General features: G+C 57.9%; 19 protein-coding genes. 11 read left to right on the forward strand and 8 right to left on the reverse strand.

Annotated features, from left to right (window positions below; translation table 11 throughout):
* Nucleotides 1-31: 31 nt before the first annotated feature.
* On the reverse strand, nt 32-1,081 hold the full coding sequence (locus tag AC2FJZ_RS09390; protein ID WP_496777232.1) for a TRAP transporter substrate-binding protein: 1,050 nt from the start codon (nt 1,079-1,081) through the stop codon (nt 32-34).
* Nucleotides 1,082-1,417: 336 nt separating this feature from the next.
* On the opposite strand from AC2FJZ_RS09390, the gene AC2FJZ_RS09395 reads away from it, so the two are divergent.
* Nucleotides 1,418-2,191 (forward strand): FadR/GntR family transcriptional regulator, encoded by a 774-nt coding sequence (locus AC2FJZ_RS09395; protein WP_172677897.1) that lies wholly within the window; start codon nt 1,418-1,420, stop codon nt 2,189-2,191.
* Nucleotides 2,192-2,308: 117 nt separating this feature from the next.
* Here AC2FJZ_RS09395 and AC2FJZ_RS09400 read toward each other — a convergent pair whose 3' ends face one another.
* A complete protein-coding gene (locus tag AC2FJZ_RS09400) occupies nt 2,309-2,791 on the reverse strand; it encodes an Lrp/AsnC family transcriptional regulator (RefSeq protein ID WP_496777235.1) in 483 nt (160 codons plus the stop codon).
* A gap of 108 nt (nt 2,792-2,899) precedes the next feature.
* Between AC2FJZ_RS09400 and putA the strand changes: the two genes are divergently transcribed.
* Entirely contained in the window at nt 2,900-6,298 is a 3,399-nt protein-coding gene (putA, locus tag AC2FJZ_RS09405; RefSeq protein WP_496777237.1) for a bifunctional proline dehydrogenase/L-glutamate gamma-semialdehyde dehydrogenase PutA, read from the forward strand.
* 42 nt (nt 6,299-6,340) lie between these two features.
* Nucleotides 6,341-7,084 (forward strand): rhomboid family intramembrane serine protease, encoded by a 744-nt coding sequence (locus AC2FJZ_RS09410; protein WP_496669517.1) that lies wholly within the window; start codon nt 6,341-6,343, stop codon nt 7,082-7,084.
* Nucleotides 7,085-7,096: 12 nt separating this feature from the next.
* Here the strand turns inward: AC2FJZ_RS09410 and AC2FJZ_RS09415 are convergent, their stop codons facing one another.
* Both AC2FJZ_RS09415 and AC2FJZ_RS09420 read right to left on the reverse strand, forming a co-directional pair.
* Nucleotides 7,097-7,882, reverse strand: coding sequence for an inositol monophosphatase family protein (locus AC2FJZ_RS09415; protein ID WP_496777238.1), 786 nt, complete (start codon nt 7,880-7,882; stop codon nt 7,097-7,099).
* A 98-nt stretch (nt 7,883-7,980) separates the two neighbouring features.
* On the reverse strand, nt 7,981-8,886 hold the full coding sequence (locus AC2FJZ_RS09420) for a LysR family transcriptional regulator (protein ID WP_496777240.1): 906 nt from the start codon (nt 8,884-8,886) through the stop codon (nt 7,981-7,983).
* Between the two features lie 94 nt (nt 8,887-8,980).
* Here AC2FJZ_RS09420 and metF point away from each other — a divergent pair, with 94 nt between their 5' ends.
* Together metF and AC2FJZ_RS09430 are read left to right on the forward strand one after the other, a co-directional pair.
* Entirely contained in the window at nt 8,981-9,847 is an 867-nt protein-coding gene (gene metF / locus AC2FJZ_RS09425; RefSeq protein ID WP_496777242.1) for a methylenetetrahydrofolate reductase [NAD(P)H], read from the forward strand.
* Nucleotides 9,848-10,077: 230 nt separating this feature from the next.
* Entirely contained in the window at nt 10,078-10,743 is a 666-nt protein-coding gene (locus tag AC2FJZ_RS09430) for a J domain-containing protein (RefSeq protein ID WP_050604759.1), read from the forward strand.
* A 50-nt stretch (nt 10,744-10,793) separates the two neighbouring features.
* Here AC2FJZ_RS09430 and AC2FJZ_RS09435 read toward each other — a convergent pair whose 3' ends face one another.
* The gene (locus AC2FJZ_RS09435; protein WP_496777245.1) at nt 10,794-11,312 is read right to left on the reverse strand and encodes a YHS domain-containing (seleno)protein; all 519 of its coding nucleotides are present in this window, start codon (nt 11,310-11,312) and stop codon (nt 10,794-10,796) included.
* Nucleotides 11,313-11,562: 250 nt separating this feature from the next.
* Here AC2FJZ_RS09435 and yghU point away from each other — a divergent pair, with 250 nt between their 5' ends.
* Nucleotides 11,563-12,441, forward strand: a complete 879-nt coding sequence (gene yghU / locus AC2FJZ_RS09440; RefSeq protein WP_496777247.1) for a glutathione-dependent disulfide-bond oxidoreductase — start codon at nt 11,563-11,565, stop codon at nt 12,439-12,441.
* Between the two features lie 60 nt (nt 12,442-12,501).
* Here yghU and AC2FJZ_RS09445 read toward each other — a convergent pair whose 3' ends face one another.
* Together AC2FJZ_RS09445 and AC2FJZ_RS09450 are read right to left on the reverse strand one after the other, a co-directional pair.
* Nucleotides 12,502-13,290, reverse strand: coding sequence for an SseB family protein (locus AC2FJZ_RS09445; protein WP_496777249.1), 789 nt, complete (start codon nt 13,288-13,290; stop codon nt 12,502-12,504).
* Nucleotides 13,283-13,870: a uracil-DNA glycosylase family protein gene (locus AC2FJZ_RS09450; RefSeq protein ID WP_050604763.1), complete on the reverse strand. Its 588-nt coding sequence runs from the start codon at nt 13,868-13,870 to the stop codon at nt 13,283-13,285. The genes AC2FJZ_RS09445 and AC2FJZ_RS09450 overlap by 8 nt, the downstream gene beginning before the upstream one ends.
* A 215-nt stretch (nt 13,871-14,085) precedes the next feature.
* On the opposite strand from AC2FJZ_RS09450, the gene AC2FJZ_RS09455 reads away from it, so the two are divergent.
* The 4 genes from AC2FJZ_RS09455 to AC2FJZ_RS09470 are packed head-to-tail and all read left to right on the forward strand — an operon-like array spanning nt 14,086 to nt 18,656.
* Nucleotides 14,086-14,745: an ABC transporter ATP-binding protein gene (locus AC2FJZ_RS09455; protein ID WP_050604764.1), complete on the forward strand. Its 660-nt coding sequence runs from the start codon at nt 14,086-14,088 to the stop codon at nt 14,743-14,745.
* Nucleotides 14,723-16,306 carry a KpsE/RkpR family capsule polysaccharide export protein gene (locus AC2FJZ_RS09460; protein ID WP_496777252.1) on the forward strand — a complete coding sequence of 528 codons (1,584 nt, stop codon included), beginning with the start codon at nt 14,723-14,725 and terminating at the stop codon, nt 16,304-16,306. Before AC2FJZ_RS09455 ends, AC2FJZ_RS09460 begins: the two co-directional genes overlap by 23 nt.
* Before the next feature lie 4 nt (nt 16,307-16,310).
* Nucleotides 16,311-17,144 (forward strand): 3-deoxy-8-phosphooctulonate synthase, encoded by an 834-nt coding sequence (gene kdsA, locus AC2FJZ_RS09465; RefSeq protein WP_496669501.1) that lies wholly within the window; start codon nt 16,311-16,313, stop codon nt 17,142-17,144.
* 15 nt (nt 17,145-17,159) lie between these two features.
* On the forward strand, nt 17,160-18,656 hold the full coding sequence (locus AC2FJZ_RS09470) for a phosphomannomutase/phosphoglucomutase (RefSeq protein WP_050604767.1): 1,497 nt from the start codon (nt 17,160-17,162) through the stop codon (nt 18,654-18,656).
* 45 nt (nt 18,657-18,701) lie between these two features.
* On the opposite strand, the gene AC2FJZ_RS09475 is transcribed toward AC2FJZ_RS09470, so the two are convergent.
* Nucleotides 18,702-20,657: an AsmA family protein gene (locus AC2FJZ_RS09475; protein WP_496777254.1), complete on the reverse strand. Its 1,956-nt coding sequence runs from the start codon at nt 20,655-20,657 to the stop codon at nt 18,702-18,704.
* Between the two features lie 94 nt (nt 20,658-20,751).
* Here AC2FJZ_RS09475 and rimO point away from each other — a divergent pair, with 94 nt between their 5' ends.
* Nucleotides 20,752-22,140, forward strand: coding sequence for a 30S ribosomal protein S12 methylthiotransferase RimO (gene rimO / locus AC2FJZ_RS09480; RefSeq protein ID WP_050604874.1), 1,389 nt, complete (start codon nt 20,752-20,754; stop codon nt 22,138-22,140).
* Nucleotides 22,141-22,145 lie beyond the last annotated feature (5 nt).

Below are 22,145 nucleotides of genomic sequence, written 5' to 3' on the forward strand. Positions count from 1 at the left end.
GGCCGCCCCGGTATCGTCAGTGAGAAAGAGCTTACTGACGAGGGAGGAAGGCGTTGGTCTTCCAGAGACTGTAACCGTCACGGAACTCGTTCATATCTGCCAGAACTTGCGCAAAGAAGGCATCGTTTGCGGCTTCTTCAGCAGCGACCTCGTCCCAGGTCGCGCGGAAAGTATCCAGCATTTCGGGCGACCACTGTTTGATGGTGACACCGTTGTTTTCAACATTGTCGATCAAGGCCGCGTGCTGAATCGCTTCACCTTCGGCAAAGCTGTCTGCCATCGATGCCTTACAGGCAGTTTCGATGATCGCCTTGTGCTTATCGCTGGTTTCGTTCCAGACGTCCTTGTTGATCAGCAGCTCGAAAACGGTCGCCTGCTGGTGCCAGCCAGGGAAGTAGTTGAACTTGACCAGCTTGTGGAAGCCCAGACGCGCGTCGATCGCGGGCATCGAGAATTCGGTCGCGTCGATCGCGCCTTTTTCCAGCGCAGGGAAAATCTCGCCACCCGGCAGCAGAGAAGTCGCCACGCCCAGTTTCTGCATCACTTTACCACCCAGACCGAAGAAGCGCATTTTCAGGCCGTTCAGGTCTTCGGGCGAGTTGATCTCGGACGCGAACCAGCCCGAGGTTTCCGGTGCGATGATGGCGCAAGGCAGAACTTTGACGTTGAAACCGGCCTGATCATACATTTCCTGATACAGGGTCATGCCGTTGCCATAGTAGAGCCACGCCATGTATTCACCCGCCTCGGGGCCAAAGGGCACGGCCGAAAACAGAGGCGCAGCCGGGATTTTACCCGCCCAATAGCCTGCGGTGGTGTAGCCTGAGTTGATCTTGCCGGTGGACACTGCGTCCAATATCTCGAACGGCGGAACCAGTTTGCCCGGCTCGTACACTTTCATCTTGAGCGTTCCGCCCGACATCAGTTCCAACTGATCAGCCACGCGTGGGATCGGCGAACCCAGGCCCGGCAGTTCGGTCGAAAAGGCAATCGGTGTTTTCAGCAGCAGTTTGTCAGCGGCAACCGCAGGTGCAGCCAGAAAGCTGGCGGCCACGGCCAGGCTCGTCAGGGTCTTCTTCATGAAATCTCCTCCAGGGTAGGTCGGGACTTTGCCCCGATCATTGGCGCAGGCTCTTCCAGCGCCGCTCCGGTGGTAAACTAACTTTACCATTAATTTCCAGTCAACAACTTTATTTACCACTGTAGATAGCCGCGGATGAAAGTAGGGAGCTTGATTGAAGGAACTGCGATCGACAAAATTCGTATATTTAGGCAGCGTGTCGCATAATTTTTGTTCACAACCAGACACCTGAGGAGTTCTGCGAGCACATGTTCGGAAGCTTGAATTTACGACCAAAATGGTTATGTTTATTTACCAGTTAAATTGAGTTTCGAGCATCACACAGGGCATCAGATCATGAGCACCACGGCGATATTTGAACCTGTTGGACACGAATCGCTGTCCGAAGCGGTGGTTGCGCAAGTTGAAGACCTGATCGCTTCAGGCATCCTGAAACAGGGTCGGAAACTGCCCTCGGAACGCGACCTGGCCGAGATGTTACGCGTATCGCGCCCAAAGCTGCGTGAAGCCCTTCAGGTTCTGGAAGAACGCGGTCTGGTTACAACACAACATGGCGAAGGCACATTCGTTGCGGCCCTGACCGGACAGGCCATGATGCCCGCACTTCTTGCGCTATATGAACGCCACGAGCCTGCTTTTTTCGATTACTTGGAATATCGCCGCGAACAGGAAGGGTTTGCAGCCCGCCTTGCCGCGCATCGCGCCACCAAGGCCGATAAAGAGAGAATCTCGGAAATCCTCGACGAAAACGAGCGTGCGTGGCAGGAGCAAGACGCCAGGGCCTCGCAAGAGGCAGACTTTGCACTGCATTCTGCGATCGTCGATGCCAGCCAGAACGCAACACTGATACATATGATGGCGTCGATCTACGAATTGACCCGCAAGGGAGTGTTCTACAATCGCGATTTTTTGCGCACGATTGACGGTACCGGGGAAAAGCTGTTGCAACAGCATCTTGAATTGGGTCGCGCCGTGATCGACGGCGACGAAGCGCGTGCCGAAAAAGCAGCCACCGACCATATCGATTTTGTCGAGGAATCATTCAGACTCGGGATCGAGCAACGCCGCCGCGAAGCCATGGCCGAAAAGCGTCGGATTTTGTCTCGGTAAAAGACAAAAAGGCGGAACTGTACCGTCCAATGCCGTTACTGGTCGGTTATCAATTGCGCGCTAATTTTGCCAGCTGGGCAGCCGCACCCTGACATCTTCAAGTCAGGTTCAAACCCCTCACCCGGCTTCAGTTATGGTCCCGACCATCCCCGTTTCTTTCACCGCCTCCATCGCCACAAAGGTGGACGTGCTGGCCACATGCGGCATCGCAGAGACCTTTTCAGCCAGAACCCGGCGATATTCCGACATGGTGGCGGTGCGCACCTTCAGAAGATAGTCAAAGTTCGAAGCGATCATATGTGCCTGTTCCACCTCAGCGATCTTGCACACGGCGGCATTGAACTCGGCCAAGGCTTTTTCACGGGTGTCGGTCAGACGGACCTCGACAAAAGCCACATGGTCCAACCCCAAACGGATCGGGTCCAGCATCGCCCGATAGCCTTTGATCACACCATTTGCCTCTAAACGCTTCAGCCGTGCTTGCGTCGGAGATTTCGACAAACCAATCTCGCGGGCAAGATCTGCGACCGAGATACGGCCATCTTCGGCCAGAACCCTCAGAATCGACCGATCGAACCGATCCAGATCAGGAAAGTTCATTTGCGTCGCTCCATACGGAAATTTGAGAACAATGACCTTCCATTATACAAAACTTGGTCCGTTGTCCCGATTTTTCGCCCCTATATTACCACAAAGACCGGAGGACCCATGTCACACAGCCTGCGCACACTCATCGATACCCCAACCTATGCCGTTCAGTCGGCTGTCCTTGACACCCTGATCACTCAGGCGAACCTGACGGATGCAGATCGCAGCGCCATCAGCTCTGCGGCAGCGCAGCTGGTGCGCGACATCCGTTCCAGCACCTCACCAGGGTTGATGGAGGTGTTTCTGGCCGAATACGGCCTGTCCACCGACGAAGGCATCGCCCTGATGTGTCTGGCCGAAGCGCTGCTGCGGGTGCCGGATGCCGACACAATCGACGCGTTGATCGAAGATAAGATCGCACCTTCAGACTGGGGCAAGCACTTGGGGCAATCTTCGTCATCCCTTGTGAACGCGTCCACTTGGGCGCTGATGCTGACTGGTAAAGTACTGGACGAAGGCAAGGCGTCTCCGGTCGGAGCGTTGCGCGGCGCCATCAAACGGCTGGGCGAGCCGGTGATCCGCACCGCCGTAGCCCGCGCGATGAAAGAGATGGGGCGCCAATTCGTTCTGGGTGAAACCATTCACTCCGCTATGGAGCGTGCCCGCGGGATGGAGGAAAAGGGCTATACCTATTCCTACGACATGCTGGGAGAAGCGGCCCGGACAGACGCAGATGCTGCGCGGTACCACCTGTCCTATTCGCGCGCCATTTCGGCCATTGCCGAGGCCTGCACCCATGACGATATCCGCGCCAATCCCGGTATCTCGGTAAAACTGTCGGCCCTGCATCCTCGCTATGAACTGGCCCAGGAACAGCGGGTCATGGACGAATTGGTTCCACGGCTGCGTGCGCTGGCGCTGCTTGCCAAGGCCGCCGGAATGGGCCTGAATGTCGACGCCGAAGAAGCAGATCGCCTGTCGCTGTCGCTACAGGTGATCGAGGCGGTGATGTCTGATCCGGCCCTCGCCGGATGGCACGGATTCGGTATCGTGGTTCAGGCTTACGGCCCGCGCGCCGGGCTGGTTCTGGATACGCTGTATGGCATGGCCGAACGTCACGATCGCAAGCTGATGGTGCGACTAGTCAAGGGTGCCTATTGGGACACCGAGATCAAACGCGCGCAAGTCGAGGGGGTGGATGGGTTTCCGGTCTTCACCCACAAAGCAGCGACCGATGTCTCGTACATCGCCAATGCACGCAAGTTGCTGAACATGACAGACCGAATTTATCCGCAATTTGCCACCCATAACGCCCACACGGTCAGTGCCATCCTGCATATGGCCGAGGATCAGCCCTACGAGTTCCAGCGTCTGCATGGCATGGGCGAGACCCTGCATCAGATTGTGATGGACAAACAAAATACCCGCTGCCGAATCTACGCACCGGTTGGGGCGCATCGCGATCTACTGGCCTATCTGGTGCGACGCCTTCTGGAAAACGGGGCGAATTCGTCCTTCGTCAACCAGATCGTCGATGAAAACGTGCCCCCGGAAGAGGTTGCAGCCGATCCGTTTGTCACTGTGCAGACACCTCCACCCGCGCTGCCGACAGGGCCCGAGCTGTTTCAACCCGAACGTCCCAATTCCAAAGGGTTCGATCTGCACCACACGCCCACTCTGGATCAGATCGAGGCGGCGCGGGATGGGTTCCGGGCGCAGCATTGGTTTGCTCAACCCCTATTGGCTGACAAGGCCAAACCCGAAGCCGAAGAACCTGTCACAAATCCGGCCAACCCGCAGGACAGGCCCGGTGCCGTTGCGTCGGCCAGCGCGGCAGATGCAGAGCTTGCCCTGGCCTCGGCCAACCCCTGGGACGCACCCGCTGCTGAGCGTGCGCGCGTTCTGAACGCCGCCGCCGATCTATATGAAGCGCATTATGGCGAACTGTTTGCCCTTCTGGCACGCGAGGCCGGGAAATCGCTGCCGGATGCGGTTTCCGAACTTCGCGAAGCGGTAGATTTCCTGCGCTATTACGCGGCCAACATTCCTGCGGCCAATCCTGCTGGAATTTTCACCTGCATCAGCCCTTGGAACTTCCCTCTGGCGATTTTCTCGGGGCAGATCTCGGCCGCGCTGGCCACTGGAAACGCGGTTCTGGCCAAGCCTGCGCCTCAGACGCCTTTGATTGCGCATCGCGCGATTCAGCTGATGCATGAGGCGGGCGTACCGCGAGATGCGCTGCAACTGCTGCCGGGTGGGCCTGCCGTGGGCGCAGCTCTGACGTCGGATGAGCGCGTCTCGGGCGTGGCCTTTACTGGGTCGACAGCCACTGCGCTCAAGATCTGTTCGGCGATGGCTGGATCTATGCGTCCCGGAACACCTCTGATCGCAGAAACCGGAGGTCTGAACGCCATGATCGTCGACAGCACGGCCTTGCCTGAACAGGCGGTACAGTCGGTCATTGAAAGCGCCTTCCAATCGGCGGGCCAGCGATGCTCAGCCCTGCGGTGCCTGTACCTGCAGGAGGATATCGCCGACGATGTTCTGACCATGCTCAAAGGGGCGATGGACGCGCTGAGCATCGGAGACCCCTGGTTGATCTCAACCGATTGCGGCCCGGTGATCGACGAACAGGCCCGCCAAGGCATCGCAGACCATGTGGCCAAGGCGCGCGGCGAGGGACGGGTTCTGAAAGAGCTTCCGCTGCCGCCCGAAGGGATCTTTGTAGCGCCCACTCTGATCGAGGTTTCTGGCATTGCCGCACTGGAGCGCGAGATCTTCGGCCCCGTACTGCACGTGGCCCGGTTCAAGGCGCAGGAGATCGACAAAATCATCGACGATATCAATGCTACCGGATACGGCCTTACCTTTGGCCTGCACACCCGCATCGACGACCGCGTGCAGCATGTGACCGAGGCGATCCATGCGGGCAACATCTATGTAAACCGCAACCAGATCGGAGCTATCGTTGGCTCTCAGCCCTTTGGTGGTGAAGGGTTGTCGGGCACCGGCCCCAAAGCGGGTGGGCCGAACTACATGGCCCGGTTCTGCGCGCCGGACCGTCAAAGTACGGCGGATACTTGGAGCGCTGTGGCTGACCTGCCCGCGCCACAAGGGCAACCAGCGCCGGTCAAAACCCAGTCATTGCCCGGTCCTACTGGGGAATCGAACCGCTTGAGCGAATACCCCCGCCCACCATTGCTGTGCATGGGACCCGGAGAGATCGCCGCACAGGCGCAGGCTGAAGCCGTTCAGGCGCTGGGTGGCATCGCCATTCAGGCGACCGGTATGCTTGACCTGCACCGGTTAGAGAACCTGACCGGTATCTCGGGCGTTTTGTGGTGGGGAGATGACCAAACTGCCCGGCAGATCGAGCAGCATCTGGCGCGCCGCGACGGCCCGATTCTGCCCCTGATCCCCGGCAAACCCGACCGCGCCCGCGTTCTGGGCGAGCGTCATGTCTGTGTCGACACGACCGCAGCGGGCGGAAACGCTGCATTGTTGGGAGGTGCGGCATAAGCTTGCCTTGACGCCGGGCGCGCAAAAGCCCAGCGTCACACCATGTTTCCGATCCGAGACCATAACCCTTCGGGGCGCACGCCTTATGTTGTCTACGCGCTGCTGGCCGCCAACATCCTGATCTTCCTCAGCTATGTTGGTATCATGGACGATGGGCCAAGGATCAGCAGGCTGTTTTTCGACTACGCCATCATCCCGGCGCGGGTCAGCGACGGGTTTGGACTGGAAACCTTGGTGACGTCCATGTTCCTGCACGGCGGCTGGATGCATCTGGCCGGGAATATGCTGTTTCTATGGATCTTCGGCGACAATCTGGAAGACGAGATGGGCCACCTGCCCTTCCTGCTGTTCTATCTGGCAGCCGGGATCGGTGCGGGCCTCATTCACATCATCACCGGGCCGGCCTCTCAGGTCCCGACCGTTGGGGCCTCGGGCGCGATTGCGGGCGTGATGGGCGGCTATCTGCTGCTGTTCCCAAAAGCACGGGTGGATATTCTGCTGATCCTGATCGTCTATTTCAGGGTCTTCACCATTCCGGCTTTCATCATGCTGGGGGTCTGGCTGGCAATACAGTTCTTTGGCAGCGTCACCAGCAACCCGGACGAAGGCGGCATCGCCTATTGGGCCCATACCGGAGGGTTTGCCATGGGCTTGATCCTGTGCATACCACTATGGCTGCGGCGCGGAGGGGTGCAGTTCTGGGACCGCAACCATGGGCATCCGCCCCACCCCGAAGCAAAGTACAAGCTGTCACAGTCACGCATACCGCGTGTTCCGCGTCGATAAGTTAAAAGGGGGTCAGGCCCGGATCACCTTGGCGAACTGATCAAAGATCGGTTCGTTCGAACAGATCACTTCACCGTCCTCCAGCACACTGCCTTCAGGGTTCAGTGCCTGCACGAATCCGCCTGCTTCTTTGACGATGATAATACCGGCCGCCAGATCCCATGCGTTGAGGCGACGTTCCCAGAAGCCTTCGTAACGGCCTGCGGCGACATACGCCATGTCCAGCGCTGCAGCACCCCAACGGCGCACACCGGCGCAGGCAGGCATCAAACGCGCCAGATCCTGCAGAGTTGCGGGCAGGTCCGAACGCCCACCAAAAGGCAGACCAGTCGCAAAGATCGATTCAATCATACGGTGACGGCCTGACGCGCGAATACGCATATCGTTCATCCATGCGCCTTCGCCTTTTTCGGCAAAGAACATCTCGTCCTTGGCAGCGTCATAGATCACACCGGCAACGATCTTGCCCTTATGTTCCAGCGCGATGGAGATTGCCCAGTGCGGCAGGCCATGCAGAAAATTGGTGGTACCATCCAGCGGGTCGACAATCCAGCGGCGGGTCGGGTCTTCGCCGTCAATCGTGCCGCCTTCTTCGGCCAGCCAGCCATAGGTCGGGCGCGCGCCCAGCAGTTCTTCCTTCAGAATGGCTTCGGCGGCGATATCGGCTTTCGAGACAAAGTCGCCCGCGCCTTTCATCGACACCTGCAAATTCTCGACTTCACGGAAATCCTTGACCAATGAACGCCCCGCTTTGCGCGCGGCCTTGATCATGATGTTGAGATTTGCACTGCCAACCATTGTCAAAGGGCTCCTGTCCGGTCAAACCGCGCGTATACTGCCGCAATGCGTCCTTGCCAAGAGGAATGATACGCATAACGGACCCGCCGCAAACGCCGTTACTGGGATTGCAGCGTGCGCGCTTCGTCCCGGGCCAGTTTCACCAGTTCCTGCACATAGGGTTTCTCCAGATCCTCAGACCGGACTGCAGCGTACAGGCGCCGTGTGATGCCCTCTTTCGTCAGGGGTCGGGTGACGTAGTCCGAGTTGTATTTGACCTCGCGCACGACCCAATCCGGCAAGACCGAGATCCCACGGTTTGACGCCACCAGCAGCAATATTACTGCGGTCAGTTCCACTTGCCGGATCGTGGCAGGCTCAACCCGTGCGGGGATCAGCAACTGGCTGAACACATCCAGACGCGTGCGCTCTACCGGATAGGTGATCAGGGTTTGACCCCGAAAATCCTCGGCCTCGATAAATTCATTCTTGGCCAGCGGATGGGTCGAGGCCGCCACAAAGACAGCGTTATAGTCGAACAACTCAACAAATTCGACGCCCGGCAGGTCTTCGGGGTCGGACGAGACCACCAGATCAACCTCTTCCTTTTGCAAGGCCGGAAGGGCGTCGAAGGCCAGGCCGGGGCGGATATCCACATCAACATCACCCCAGGATTTTCTGAAGGACTCGAGCACGGGGAACAACCATTCGAAACAGGCGTGGCATTCGATCGCAATATGCATCCGCCCCGTGCGCCCGTCCCGCAGCGATGAAAATTCGTGTTGAGCTGCCTCGACCTGCGGCAGGATCTGTTCCGCCAATCGAAGCAATCGAAACCCTGCGGCTGACAGTTTCATGGGTTTGGAACGGCGCAGAAACAGCTCGACCCCGGCCTGATCCTCCAAACCCTTGATCTGATGGCTTAATGCGGACTGGGTGATATTCAACTGGTCCGCAGCACGCGCCAGTCCACCGCATTCATGGATCGCCTTGATGGTGCGCAGATGCCGGAATTCAATGTGCATTTCGAACACCATTCATGTTGTTGTTGAATAATATGAGTTTGTCTCACATTGCCTGACATGGCACAAGTGGCTCAGATGATCCAGCGAGGCTGCAATGTCCAAACCTGAAATTTCATTCGAGTTCTTTCCACCCAAAACCCTGGAAGCCTCATTCCGTCTTTGGGACACGGTTCAGACCTTGGCCCCGCTGGACCCTCGCTTCGTCTCGGTCACCTATGGCGCTGGCGGTACAACGCGCGAACTGACACGCGACGCGGTTGCGACCCTGCATAAGTCGTCGGGGTTGAACGTGGCTGCACATCTGACTTGTGTCGATGCTTCGCGACAGGAAACGCTTGAGATAGCGGATACATTCGCACGCGCCGGTGTACAGGACATCGTCGCCTTGCGCGGTGACCCGCCAAAGGGTCAGGACACATTCGCGCCCCACCCCAACGGGTTTGCCAATTCGGTTGAACTGATCGAAGCCTTGGCCGAAACCGAGATGTTCAGCATCCGTGTCGGCGCTTATCCCGACACGCATCCTGAAGCCGCAGATATGGCTGCTGATGTCGACTGGCTGAAAGCCAAGCTTGATGCGGGCGCAGATGAAGCTCTGACGCAGTTTTTCTTCGAAGCCGACACCTTCTTCCGTTTCCGTGACGCCTGTGCCAAAGCTGGCATCGACAAGCCAATTGTGCCCGGCATCCTGCCGATCGAAAACTGGGCGGGGGCTCGCAATTTCGCCAAGCGCTGCGGTACCCATATTCCTGTGTGGGTCGAGCAGGCATTCGAAAAGGCAGTGCGCGACGAGCGCGAGGATCTGCTGGCAACCGCGATCTGCACCGAACTATGTTCAGACCTGATCGAAGGCGGCGTGGACAAGCTGCATTTCTACACTTTGAACCGCCCGGAACTGACACGCGATGTGTGTTTCGCGCTTGGCGTCACTCCGAGTGTTGAATTGGAAAACGTCGCCTGACGCAAAAAAATCCAAACGATTCTTTTAGGTTACGTTCAACCTGGGGCAATTTTCGCCCCATATTGTGTGAACTGTTTCACACTCGCATTCGCGAATTCACAGCTTTACGGGACAATTGAATCTCCTCGTTGCGATTGTTGTCAGCACCCACGCAAACCGGCTGGGGAATTTGACAAAACTATGACCTTGGCGACACTGAGAACGTGTAGTTTGTAACGAGTGTATTGAGTATGGAACCTGTTGATAAAGTGCGGGCACGCAGCGATGCCCTTGCAGATTTGGGATTATCCCCGTCTGCCAGTTCCAGCGAAATCAGAGAGGCCTGGCGGCAGATTGCCTTTCATTCGCATCCCGATCACAGGGATGGTGACAGTTCAGGGTTTTCCCGCGCAAAGGCCGCTTATGATTTCCTGCGCAAGGAGGGATCGGTAAAAAAAGGCGGCTGCAACGCTGGTCCGCCCCAGCCACGCCGCCCGCGTTTGAAAAAGCGGATCATTGAACTGCCGCAAGAAGATATCGCCGCCTGCAAGGCAATGCTAAGTCCCGATCAGGTACTATCGCATATGCATAGCGCAGCAGATGCGTGCGACATACCTGAAGAGCGTGTCTCGGATCATGTTCCCGATGCAGTGGGCTGTTACGGGCGGCATTTGACCTATTTTGTCACCACGCCGGTCCACCACGGGGCAAATCGCGTGGCCCTGCCCACTACGGTCCTGAGCGGTACGCGGCATACCGAGGCGGAGATTCTGAGCTTTCAGTCCAAGGATACCGGCGCCGGAGAAGTGGTTATTCCCGATACCATCCGTGAACGCAAGTTTCCCGGGGCCAAGAGTGTACGGATCAGATTTGACGCAGATCAGGATATTCGGGATCAGTTCTGGCTTGCTGGCTAACCGCAAAAGCCCGGCTTAAACAAGCCGGGCTTTGATCTTTCGGTACCGGATCAGTTGGAAACCGGACCTTCCGAAGTAAATTTCGGGATCACGCTGGTCGAGGCATCCGTGGGCTCGATACCCGGCCAGTTGCCTTCAGCGAGATTGAGGTTGCCTGGGATGTCTTCTTCGAAGAACCCGACAACCACATCGGTGATGTTCAGATACAGCTTGTCGTCCACAATCCGCCACAGGTTTGGGTTTGCCGGAACTTTACCACCGCGCGACACACCATAAGCGCAGTGCCCATCATATTGCGGTGCATAATAGGCCGGGTTTTCTAGGAATTTGTCGCGGTTTTCCTCGGTCGCGAAAGCCCAGGTTGAACCGTTGTATTCCGCGGTGATGTCGGCTTTGCCCCGCACGCCTTCCGGCTGCGACTGGCCAACAGGCACCTGTTCCAGATTGCGATAGGCGACAACGTCATAGCCCGAGACGGCAAAGCCAGTGCCGTCAACATATTGTGGGCCGGCAAAGGCCGGAATGGCCAAGAACATGGCCGCGGCGAAGGTCATTGCGAAGCGTTTCATGTGATCTATCCTTTTCGTGTCAACTGTCTCGGTGACGCCGTATTGGCTGGTCTGAGACGACAATATGCGATTCCCGCCCAGTTCGTAGTCCACCTAACGGCGCTGTGACCCCGCACGAGAAAACGTGAGAGATTGCTCGTGGATTATTACAAAATTAGCCGGATAGACTGGGTTGGACTCTGCAGACTGCAACATTAGCTGTAAGGCAGCCGTGGGCACGGCCCCGCAAATTAGGGAAGAAAGGCAAGAGATGAGCGACCAATCCCCATACACCCCTCCAACGGTCTGGACCTGGGACAGTGAAAGTGGCGGACAATTCGCCAACATCAATCGTCCAATCGCAGGGGCCACCCATGACAAGGACCTGCCAACCGGGCGTCATCCCTTTCAGCTGTATTCGTTGGCAACACCCAACGGTGTAAAAGTCACCGTGATGCTGGAAGAGCTGTTGGCGCTGGGCCATGAAGAAGCGGAATACAACGCCTGGCTGATCAACATCGGTGAGGGCGATCAGTTTGGCTCGGGCTTTGTTGGTGCCAACCCGAATTCAAAAATCCCCGCTCTTTTGGATCGGTCGGGTGAAGAACCTGTTCGTGTCTTTGAAAGCGCCTCGATCCTGTTCCATCTGGCCGAAAAGTTTGGCGCGTTCCTGCCCGAATCCGGTCCGGAGCGAACCGAAGTGATGAACTGGGTGTTCTGGCAGATGGGCAGCGCGCCCTACCTGGGCGGCGGGTTCGGCCATTTCTACGCCTATGCACCCGAGAAATGGGAATACCCGATCAACCGCTTCGCGATGGAGGCCAAGAGACAGCTGGACGTTCTGGATCAGGAACTGGCGGATAAAACCTTCATCGCAGGCGACGAGTATACGATTGCCGATATGGCGATCTGGCCGTGGTATGGCCAGTTGGTTCTGGGTCGCCTCTACAGCGCTGCCGAGTTCCTGGACGTTGAATCGTACAAGAACGTCATGCGTTGGGCCAAGGAGATTGACGCCCGTCCAGCGGTTCAGCGTGGTCGTATGGTCAACCGCGCGTTTGGCGAACCGCACACGCAGCTTCACGAGCGCCATGACGCCAGCGATTTCGAAACCCGCACGCAGGACAAATTGGAAGCGGCTGCAGAATAATCACAGCCCTCGCCGAACTACACGCGGTGCAGCTTGCGCCGCGTGTTTGCGTTTTGTCGGTTACTTCAGAATTGGCGGATTGTCCGGGTTGCTGCCGGGGACTTCCCGTACTGGCTCAACCGCTTGCGGCTTGGGAAGGTCGAACCGAAGACCCACCTTGGCCAGCAGCGCGGCGGCGGTCTCATTGGCGGTGAAGAAACCAACATCCATCGCGCCCGCCTCAATCCCGGAAAAGGTAAGCGCCTCGGACGCGGCCTTGGCCAGAGCGGCCTCGGCCCCGTCAATCACATCAACAAATCCCAACAAATGCCCCTGCGCGCCAGCCTCTGACTTGGTAGCAACCAAATAGGCTGCGCGGGCCAAACCGCCTGCAGTTGCCAGTTTGGCATCCAAAGCGGTCAGCAAGTTATCGGGCAAGCCGGAGGGTGGCATGAATTCAGCCAGCTTTTCCTCGACCTCTTGCGGACTGTGTTGCAGCGTTTCAGCCAACCAACCCAAAGCCTCTGCTGGCACCAGCATCGAAGATGGCGCCGTTTCCAGATTCAGGCCCAGCCCAATCCCCTGGCCAGCCAGCATCCCTGAAAGAACCCGCCCCGAAAGCGCGACGTAAGGCACGGGCCGTCCGGCAAACTGCGCCAGCCGCTCTTCTCGGTCGAAGACCAGCACAAAGCGCCCGTCGGCCACGTCGAACAGTTCGGGCGAGATATTCTCGCCCCGCGCTTCTTCGGTCAGCATCAGAAACAGTTCGCTGTCGGCAAGCCGTTCGAAGAAACGCAGCCGGGCAGCATCACTCTGCGGATCCGCCTGCATCGCGGCATGCGCTGTGTCCAACGCTGTGGTTTCAGTCATTCAGCACCTCTTGGACCCGCGCACGCAAAACCGGCAGCAGTTCAGCTTCGAACCACGGGTTTTTCTTCAACCATGCCGTATTGCGCCAGGACGGATGAGGCAAGGCAAAGACCCGCGGCGCATGGTCCTGCCAGCTTTGCACGGTGTTCGTTACAGAACCACGCGCGCCAAGGTGGTATTTATGTGCGTGACCTCCGACCAGCACGGTCAGTGGCACCTGACCCAAATCCTGCATCACGCGATCATGCCAGGTCTTTCGGCACAAGGCGGGCGGCGGAAGGTCAGCGTTGCGAGCATCATATCCGGGAAAGCAGAACGCCATGGGTACAATCGACACGCGATCGCGATCATAAAAGATCGTGTCATCAATCCCCAACCAGTGCCGAAGCCTGTCGCCTGACGGGTCGGTAAAGGGCCGCCCCGACTCGTGCACCCGCGCGCCCGGAGCCTGCCCTGCGATCAAAATGGGCGTGCCAGCACGAAACCAGACGACCGGGCGTGGTTCATGCGCCGTTTCGGTTTGCGCGAACCTGTCAGCACAGAGGCGACAGGTGCGAATTTCGTCGGCAAGACTGTTCACCGGATTTCAAAACCTCTTATGGCCCAAGTGTCACAATGGGGAACATAAGGTCCAAGGGTCACACCGCCAATCAGGTTGTCACAGGTTTTACCGCAACGCATTGATCATTTGTTTCATAATTCGACATAATGTAGCCAACATGGATCGGTAAAAATAACTCTTTCAGGCCGTCTGAAAGAACGGCAACACCACGGAACACGAGCAGCAGGCCCCGAATGTTAGAGTTCGACAATGTCAGCAAGTCCTTCTGGACCGGAACGCGCCGCAAGGTGATTCTGGATCAGGTCTCGTTCCGGGTCGAGCTGGGTACATCGCTGGGGGTTCTGGCCCCAAACGGCACCGGAAAAACCACACTTATCAACATGATGGCCGGCCTGGAAAAAGCCGACGAAGGCGTGATCCGCCGCGAGTGTCGTGTGTCTTTTCCGATGGGGTTCACCGGTGGCGTGTCGGGAAAACTGTCAGCGCTTGAGAACGCGCGCTACATCGCCAAGATTTACGGAATGGACCCGGATTATATCGAAGCCTATTGCAAATGGCTCTGCGGGTTGGGCGAGTATTTTGATCAGCCGCTTGCGACCTATTCCTCGGGGATGCGATCCCGGTTCACATTTTCTTTGATGCTGGCGCTGGATTTCGACATGTATCTGATCGACGAAGGGATGCCGGCGACAACGGATGTCGAGTTCAACGAAAAGGCCGGGTCCATCCTGAAAGAAAGATTACGGACCACAACGCTGGTCATCGTATCGCACAGCCCGACTGTGTTGGAGAAATTCGCTCAGCAAGCCGCCGTTTTGCTGGACGGGCAATTGTACATGTTTGACTCCTTGGAAGAGGCTAAGCAGCTATATGACTACGAAACCCAAGGTTAGAAAGTACAGCTGGCGCCGCAACAACCAGGCCGAGGGTTCGGCCGAGGCGCGGGCCGATGCAATTTCGCGCATTCGCAACGCAACGCAGGGACAAGCCCCCGTGGATGAGGCGCAGCCCGGCAAGCAGCTGGACGACATCAAACGCGAGGGCCTGACAGGACGGCAATTGCGCATCGCGCGACGGCTGGCGCAGAAACATGGGCTGGCTGCGACCTCGGATTATGATGCCGTACGGCTGCTGCGCAAGAAAGGCATCGACCCGTTCCAGCGCACAAATCTTCTGGACATCGCTGCGGCCAAACCCTCGGCTCAAAGCGACGACAAGGGCCCCAACGACAAGGTCAGCATCAAACTACCGCAGGCCGTGGGTTCTAAGAAAACCAATCTGCCGGGCCCCGAGCTCAGCCCCGCTGAACGGCGCAACCTAGAGATTGGGGAAATCCAGAAAGACATTGCGCGCAGACGTCAGCGCAAACTGTTTGCCTTGTTTGCCCGTCTGGCCGTTTTTGTCTTTCTGCCGACCTTTGTCGTGGGGTTCTATTTCTACCGCATCGCCACCCCGATGTATGCCAGCGATTCTGAGTTTTTGATCCTGCAGGCAGATGGCGGGCCGGGCAGTGTCGGTGGCTTGCTGGCCGGGACACAATTTGCGACCACTCAGGATTCCATTTCGGTTCAGTCTTTCCTGGAATCGAAAGAAGCGTTGTTGCTGCTGGACCGCGATGCCGGGTTTTCAGAGGTCTTCAAACAAGACTGGATCGATCCGATCCAGAGACTGGCACCTGATGCAACACTGGAAGACGCCTATAAGCTGTTCAAACGTATGATCACCATCGGCTATGATCCAACAGAAGGGGTCATCCGGATGGAGGTCGCCGCCCCAGATGCGCAAACCGCAACCGAGTTCTCAGAACGTTTGATCTCTTACTCCGAGAACCGGGTGAATGCCCTGTCCGGCAAGAAGCGCGAAGATCAGATGCGCGATGCATTGGAAAGTTTTGAGGCCGCGCAGGAAGCACGCAAAGAGGCGCAGGAAGAACTGATTGAGCTTCAGCTTCAGGGCGCGGTGCTGGACCCGGAAAACGTGATCGCCAGTTTGCGAAGCCGAATCAACGAGATCGAGGTGCTGGTTCAGGACAAGGAGCTTGAGCTTGCGGCCCTGCTGGACAATCTGCGTCCGAACAAAGCCAAAGTTGATGGTGTTCAGGCCGACATCGCCCGGCTGGAAAAAGTGCTGGAGGAGCTGAATGCCGAAATGCAGGATGCCTCAGACGGCGAAAACTCGCTGGCCCGCTTGAGCGTGCGAATACAGATTGCTCAGGCTGATCTGACGACGCGTGACATGATGCTTCAAACCGCAATGCAGCAAATGGAAGCCACCCGATCTGAAGCGAACCGGCAGGTGCGATATCTGACCGTCTCGGTGAACCCCATTCCCAGTCAGGAACCCAGCTATCCGCGCAAGTTCGAAAATACGATTTTGGCATTCCTGTTGTTTGCTGGTATCTACCTCATGATCTCGCTTACTGCGTCGGTCCTTCGTGAACAGGTATCCTCATAAAACCATGAAACATGTAAAAATCTCCGACCTTACAGTCGGCAACGACCTTCCGCTGACCATCATTGCCGGCCCTTGCCAGCTGGAAACGGCAGACCATGCGCAAATGATTGCGGGAAAAATGAAAGAAGCCTGCGATGCGGCTGGTGCGCAGTATGTGTTCAAGGCGTCTTATGACAAGGCCAACCGGACCTCGCTGTCTGGCAAGCGCGGCATGGGAATCGACGCGGGTTTGCAGGTACTGGATGATATCCGCAAGACGATGGGTATTCCGGTTCTGACTGATGTTCACACCGAGGCACAATGCGCCATCGCGGCCGAGGCTGTGGATGTACTGCAGATCCCAGCGTTTCTGTGCCGTCAGACCGACATGTTGCTGGCTGCGGGGGAAAGCGGTAAGGCCGTTAACGTCAAGAAAGGCCAGTTTCTTGCTCCTTGGGAGATGACGAATATTGTCGACAAGGTCGAAAGCACCGGAAACCAGAACATCCTGCTGACCGAACGCGGCACCTCGTTTGGGTATAACACCTTGGTGGCTGACATGCGTGGCCTGCCCCAGATGGCAAAGACCGGCTATCCTGTGGTCATGGATGCAACACATTCGGTACAGCAACCCGGTGGCAAAGGTGGCTCGTCCGGTGGACAACGTGAGTTTGCGCCTGTTATGGCCCGAGCGGCCGTTTCGCTGGGTATTGGCGCTGTTTTCATTGAAACGCATCAGGACCCTGACACCGCGCCTTCGGACGGTCCCAACATGATCCCGTTGGACCAGATGCCCCAACTCGTTAACACATTGATGCGCTTTGATGCGCTGGCCAAAGCGAATCCTATTCAGATCTAAAGATTGAGACCCGTTATGACCAAACCCCTCCCCGAGGTGACCCCAAACACCTGGAGCTTTCTGCGCGACGCGATGATCAAACCCACCGGGTTTCGCGAATATGACGCTCGCTGGAAGTACCCTGAAGAGATCAACTTGCCCGGAATGACCGCACTGGGCCTGGGGCTGGGCACCCAGATGCGCAGGCGAGGGATCGAGCCCGTGATCGCCGTTGGCAATGACTATCGCGATTACTCGCTGGCAATCAAAAACGCGCTGATCCTTGGTCTGATGCAGGCCGGTATCCGCGTGAAAGATATTGGTCCCGCGCTGAGCCCCATGGCCTATTTCGCGCAGTTTCATCTGGACGTGCCCGCCGTGGCCATGGTCACTGCCAGCCACAACCCCAACGGCTGGACCGGTGTAAAAATGGGCTTTGACCGTCCTTTGACTCATGGCCCGGACGAAATGTCGGAACTGCGTGACATCGTTTTGAACGGCGAAGGGCAGCCCCATGAGGGCGGCTCGTATGAGTTCGTTGAAGGCGTGAAGGAAGCCTATATCGACGACCTGGTGGGCGACTTCAAAATGTCCCGCCCGCTGAAAGTGGTCTGTGCCACTGGCAATGGTACTGCCTCGGCCTTTGCGCCCGAGATTTTCGAGCGGATCGGGGTCGAAGTCGTGCCCAGCCACAATCGGCTGGACTATACCTTCCCCAATTACAACCCTAACCCCGAAGCGTTGGAGATGTTGCACGACATGGCCGCCACGGTGAAATCCAGCGGCGCCGATATGGCGCTGGGGTTTGACGGGGACGGCGACCGCTGCGGTGTTGTCGATGACGAAGGTGAAGAGATTTTCGCCGACAAGGTGGGCGTGATCATGGCCCGCGATCTGGCCAAGCTGTACCCCGGATCGACCTTTGTCGCGGATGTGAAATCCACCGGTTTGTTTGCCAGCGACCCAGAATTGCAGGCTTTGGGCGTCAAGGTGGATTACTGGAAAACTGGCCACAGCCACATGAAACGGCGGGTCAAGGAAATCGACGCGCTGGCCGGGTTCGAAAAGTCAGGCCACTATTTCTTGGCCGAGCCGGTCGGGCGCGGATATGACTGCGGTATGCGCGTGGCGGTCGAGATCTGCAAGCTGATGGACCGCAACGCGGGTCAGAGCATGTCGGACCTGCGCAAGGCGCTGCCCAAGACCTGGTCGACCCCCACCATGTCACCCTATGCCGCGGATACCGAGAAATACGATATCCTCAAGCGTCTGGTCGACAAGCTGGTTGCCAAAGGTGAGGCGGGCGAGTCCCTCGCAGGCCGTTCGATCAAAGAGGTTGTCACCGTGAACGGCGCACGCGTCATTCTGGACAATGGCAGTTGGGGGCTGGTACGGGCCTCGTCCAACACCCCCAATCTGGTGGTTGTCTGTGAAAGCAGCGAAAGCGAGGCTGAGATGCGCGCGATCTTTGCCGATATCGACGCCGTTATCCGGACCGAGCCCGGCGTTGGCGACTACGACCAGACCATCTGAAGATAATGGCTTGGGGCATCTCCACGCCCCAAGCCCATCGGTTGCTCAATCGCCGCCAAACAGCTTGAGCAGACCTTTCTTTGCCTCTTCTTCAAGCTTGTTCTTCAGCGCATCTTCGATCTGATCGCTGTCGGTGATGGTCGTATCCAATTCATTCCCGACCTTCTCAAAGACCTTCTGCTTGGCGTCGTCTTCCAGCTCCTTGACCTTCACATCTGCCGCCGCCTCGATGACCTTGGTCAGGTCTGGCTTGATCGACGGGTTGCTCCACGGACCAACGATGCGTACCGGCACCGAAATGCCCTGTCCGGAATTGGCCCGAAGCGCCACGGGTGTGAAAATGTAGTCAATATCCCGTGCGCCCAGCCCAACCTTGCCCGCCCCATCAGCGCGGTAGCTCTTCAGCGACATGAGCAGATCGTTGTTTGTCAAGACACCCTGATCCATGGTGAAGCTTCCCGTCAGACTGTTGAAAACGGTTGTTCCGCCCGATCCGGCCCCCTGCCCCATCAGGCGGTCCAGATCAAAACCGGATATTACACCTGTCCCGACATCCAGATTTCCCTTGCCGCTGAGGGAGCGCATGATCTGATCCTCAGACTGGCCAACGCCCAGAAACTCCAAACTTCCCGCAGCCGTGCCCGACAGACGTTCAACCCCGGCCAGTGTGGTCAGCGCCTGTTTCAGATCCATCCCATTAGCTTTGATGTTGCCGCCCACGGACAGACCGTTGCGATTGTTGGCAATCACCTGCCCGCTCAGCTGACCCGCAAACAACGTGGCCGGGTGCATTTCCAGCACCGCGCGTGATCGATCCAGCGACAGTGTCAGATCACTTTTGCCAAATGTCATGTCCGGAACGGCGATCGAGTTTGCCGTCAAACGGATTTTGCCGTTCGCCAGTGCCAAAGCGGATGCATCAATTGATTCTTGCGACCACCCGTCCGCTGCCGGTGCACTTGGCGGCGACGCATCGCCCTGGGTAGGCTCTGTTTCAGAAATCCGCGAAAGATCCAGATCACCCGCATCCAGTCGCGCCACGATCTGTGGCGGATCCGAGATAGTGATATCCGCCTCTCCCACGAATCGGTTGTCATCCAGTTGCGCGGTCATATCCCGCAAGGAAATCCGGCCATCCTTGGTATAGGTCATATGCGCAGCGATATTGGCCTCGGCACCCAGCCCCGGCGGGATGTGCACACCGGTCTGACCAAGAGCGCCGAACATCTTCTCACTGTTCCGCGCCACAACCTTGGTGGTTCCGTCCATTTCACCGGCCAGATTAACTCGACCGTCAAAACCAATCTCGCCCCCCGGCGCAGTCAAAGCCAGTTCCAATGCGGTCACATCCCCATTGGAAAAGGCGGGAAGGTCCGGAATTTTCAGATCCACTTCGACGGCTCCTCCGGGCACCGCCATGGTGGCCTGCATGATCATGGGGGCTGCGACCTGGGGCCAACTTGCAGACACTGTCACACCAGAGAAATCCATCTGCGTCACACCGTTCTCTACGTAAATCAGCCGCGCGTCGGTCAACTCCAGTTGGTCCAGGGTGACCTCACCTGCTGGCTCAGCAGGCGCAACGCCCCCAGCCGTGCCAGCAACCGGTGTAGTCGCCGGTGCGCCAAGTTCCCAATTAACGCGACCCTCTGATTGCTCTAACCGCAGGACAGGGTTGTCTGCAAATACGCGTTTGATCCTCAGATCGCCGTTCCACAACGCGGCGGCGTCTACGCCTACGGCAAGGCTGTCGGCGCTCAGCATCGGCTCGGGTCCAGCCCAGCTGGCGTTTCCGAACCGCACCGGACCAGTTTCCATACCCAGCACAGGCCAGAAGGACAGGCGCACGTCACCGCTCAACGTCAGATCACGCCCGGTTTGCGCCTTTACCTGCTCTGCCAGGATCGCGCCCAGTTTGTCCCCGGGCATCAGCAGCAGCGCACCGATGACCAGCCCGACCACCGCCACAACAACAAACAGGATACGCATCACCCACTTCATGATCTGCTCTCCGCCTTTTGGCTTATCTTTGCCATGATCATTCAAATCACACGTCACATTTGCAAGGGGAAGCGTTCCCCACTATATGCCGCGCATGACGACGAACCCGCCAAACCTCCGCCCCGACCTGGCGCCTGCCGCCCGGATCACCGAGACGCCCCATTCCAACCAGCCGACCATCGGCATGGTGTCGCTGGGTTGCCCAAAGGCGTTGGTTGACAGCGAACGCATCCTGACCCGACTTCGCGCCGAAGGATACGGCATTTCACCCGATTATGCCGGGGCTGATGCCGTCATTGTGAACACTTGCGGATTTCTGGATAGCGCCAAGGCGGAATCGCTGGACGCGATCGGAGAGGCGCTGGTTGAAAATGGCAAGGTCATCGTCACAGGATGTCTGGGAGCGGAACCGGATTACATCCGGGAACATCATCCCCGCATCATGGCCGTCACCGGACCGCATCAATACGAGCAAGTATTGGATGCGGTGCATGTCGCGGTCCCCCCCGCGCCCGATCCGTTTGTCGATCTGCTGCCAGCCAGCAGCGTGCAGTTGACCCCGCGCCACTATAGCTATCTGAAGATCTCGGAAGGCTGTAATCATAAATGTAAGTTCTGCATCATCCCCGATATGCGTGGTAAACTGGCCAGCCGCCCGGCCCACGCCGTTCTGCGCGAGGCGGAAAAGCTGGTCGATAACGGCGTGCGTGAGCTGCTGGTGATCTCGCAGGACACCTCGGCCTATGGGCTGGACCGGAAATATGATGTGAACCCGTGGAAAGACCGCGACGTGCGGAGCCATATCACCGATCTGGCACGAGAACTGGGGCAGCTGGAGGCCTGGATACGCCTACACTACGTCTACCCCTACCCGCATGTGCGCGAGTTGATCCCGCTGATGGCCGATGCCGGGTGCAATGTGCTGCCTTACCTGGATATCCCCTTCCAACACGCCCACCCGGACGTTCTGAAACGTATGGCCCGGCCGGCTGCTGCGGCCAAAACGCTGGATGAAATCCAGGCCTGGCGCGACATCTGCCCGGACATCACCCTGCGATCGACCTTTATCGTCGGCTATCCCGGCGAGACCGAAGCTGAATTCCAGACCCTGCTGGACTGGATGGACGAAGCACGGCTCGATCGCGTCGGCTGCTTTCAGTACGAAAATGTGGACGGCGCGCGGTCGAACGACCTGCCCGATCACGTCCCGGCCGAAGTCAAGCAAGAGCGCTGGGAACGTTTCATGGAAAAGGCGCAGGCGATTTCCGAGGCCAAACTGGCGGCCAAGGTCGGCCAGACCCTGCAGGTGATCGTGGATGAGGTCGATGACGAGGCCGCCACCTGCCGCACCAAGGCAGACGCGCCCGAGATTGACGGCAACCTGTTCATTGATGAAGGTTTCGAAGCCCTTAATCCCGGAGATATCGTCACGGTTGAGGTGGACGAAGCCGGAGAATACGATCTTTGGGGCAAGCTCGCTTAAGGCTA

Source organism: Ruegeria sp. CDSA079, from assembly GCF_059612245.1.

Excerpts from the sequence above, each read along its gene's own strand:
- AC2FJZ_RS09390 (WP_496777232.1), bottom strand. The coding sequence starts at position 1,081 with ATGAAGAAGACCCTGACGAGCCTGGCCGTGGCCGCCAGCTTTCTGGCT.
- AC2FJZ_RS09395 (WP_172677897.1), top strand. The coding sequence starts at position 1,418 with ATGAGCACCACGGCGATATTTGAACCTGTTGGACACGAATCGCTGTCC.
- AC2FJZ_RS09400 (WP_496777235.1), bottom strand. The coding sequence starts at position 2,791 with ATGAACTTTCCTGATCTGGATCGGTTCGATCGGTCGATTCTGAGGGTT.
- putA (WP_496777237.1), top strand. The coding sequence starts at position 2,900 with ATGTCACACAGCCTGCGCACACTCATCGATACCCCAACCTATGCCGTT.
- AC2FJZ_RS09410 (WP_496669517.1), top strand. The coding sequence starts at position 6,341 with ATGTTTCCGATCCGAGACCATAACCCTTCGGGGCGCACGCCTTATGTT.
- AC2FJZ_RS09415 (WP_496777238.1), bottom strand. The coding sequence starts at position 7,882 with ATGGTTGGCAGTGCAAATCTCAACATCATGATCAAGGCCGCGCGCAAA.
- AC2FJZ_RS09420 (WP_496777240.1), bottom strand. The coding sequence starts at position 8,886 with ATGCACATTGAATTCCGGCATCTGCGCACCATCAAGGCGATCCATGAA.
- metF (WP_496777242.1), top strand. The coding sequence starts at position 8,981 with ATGTCCAAACCTGAAATTTCATTCGAGTTCTTTCCACCCAAAACCCTG.
- AC2FJZ_RS09430 (WP_050604759.1), top strand. The coding sequence starts at position 10,078 with ATGGAACCTGTTGATAAAGTGCGGGCACGCAGCGATGCCCTTGCAGAT.
- AC2FJZ_RS09435 (WP_496777245.1), bottom strand. The coding sequence starts at position 11,312 with ATGAAACGCTTCGCAATGACCTTCGCCGCGGCCATGTTCTTGGCCATT.
- yghU (WP_496777247.1), top strand. The coding sequence starts at position 11,563 with ATGAGCGACCAATCCCCATACACCCCTCCAACGGTCTGGACCTGGGAC.
- AC2FJZ_RS09445 (WP_496777249.1), bottom strand. The coding sequence starts at position 13,290 with ATGACTGAAACCACAGCGTTGGACACAGCGCATGCCGCGATGCAGGCG.
- AC2FJZ_RS09455 (WP_050604764.1), top strand. The coding sequence starts at position 14,086 with ATGTTAGAGTTCGACAATGTCAGCAAGTCCTTCTGGACCGGAACGCGC.
- AC2FJZ_RS09460 (WP_496777252.1), top strand. The coding sequence starts at position 14,723 with ATGACTACGAAACCCAAGGTTAGAAAGTACAGCTGGCGCCGCAACAAC.
- kdsA (WP_496669501.1), top strand. The coding sequence starts at position 16,311 with ATGAAACATGTAAAAATCTCCGACCTTACAGTCGGCAACGACCTTCCG.
- AC2FJZ_RS09470 (WP_050604767.1), top strand. The coding sequence starts at position 17,160 with ATGACCAAACCCCTCCCCGAGGTGACCCCAAACACCTGGAGCTTTCTG.
- AC2FJZ_RS09475 (WP_496777254.1), bottom strand. The coding sequence starts at position 20,657 with ATGAAGTGGGTGATGCGTATCCTGTTTGTTGTTGTGGCGGTGGTCGGG.
- rimO (WP_050604874.1), top strand. The coding sequence starts at position 20,752 with ATGACGACGAACCCGCCAAACCTCCGCCCCGACCTGGCGCCTGCCGCC.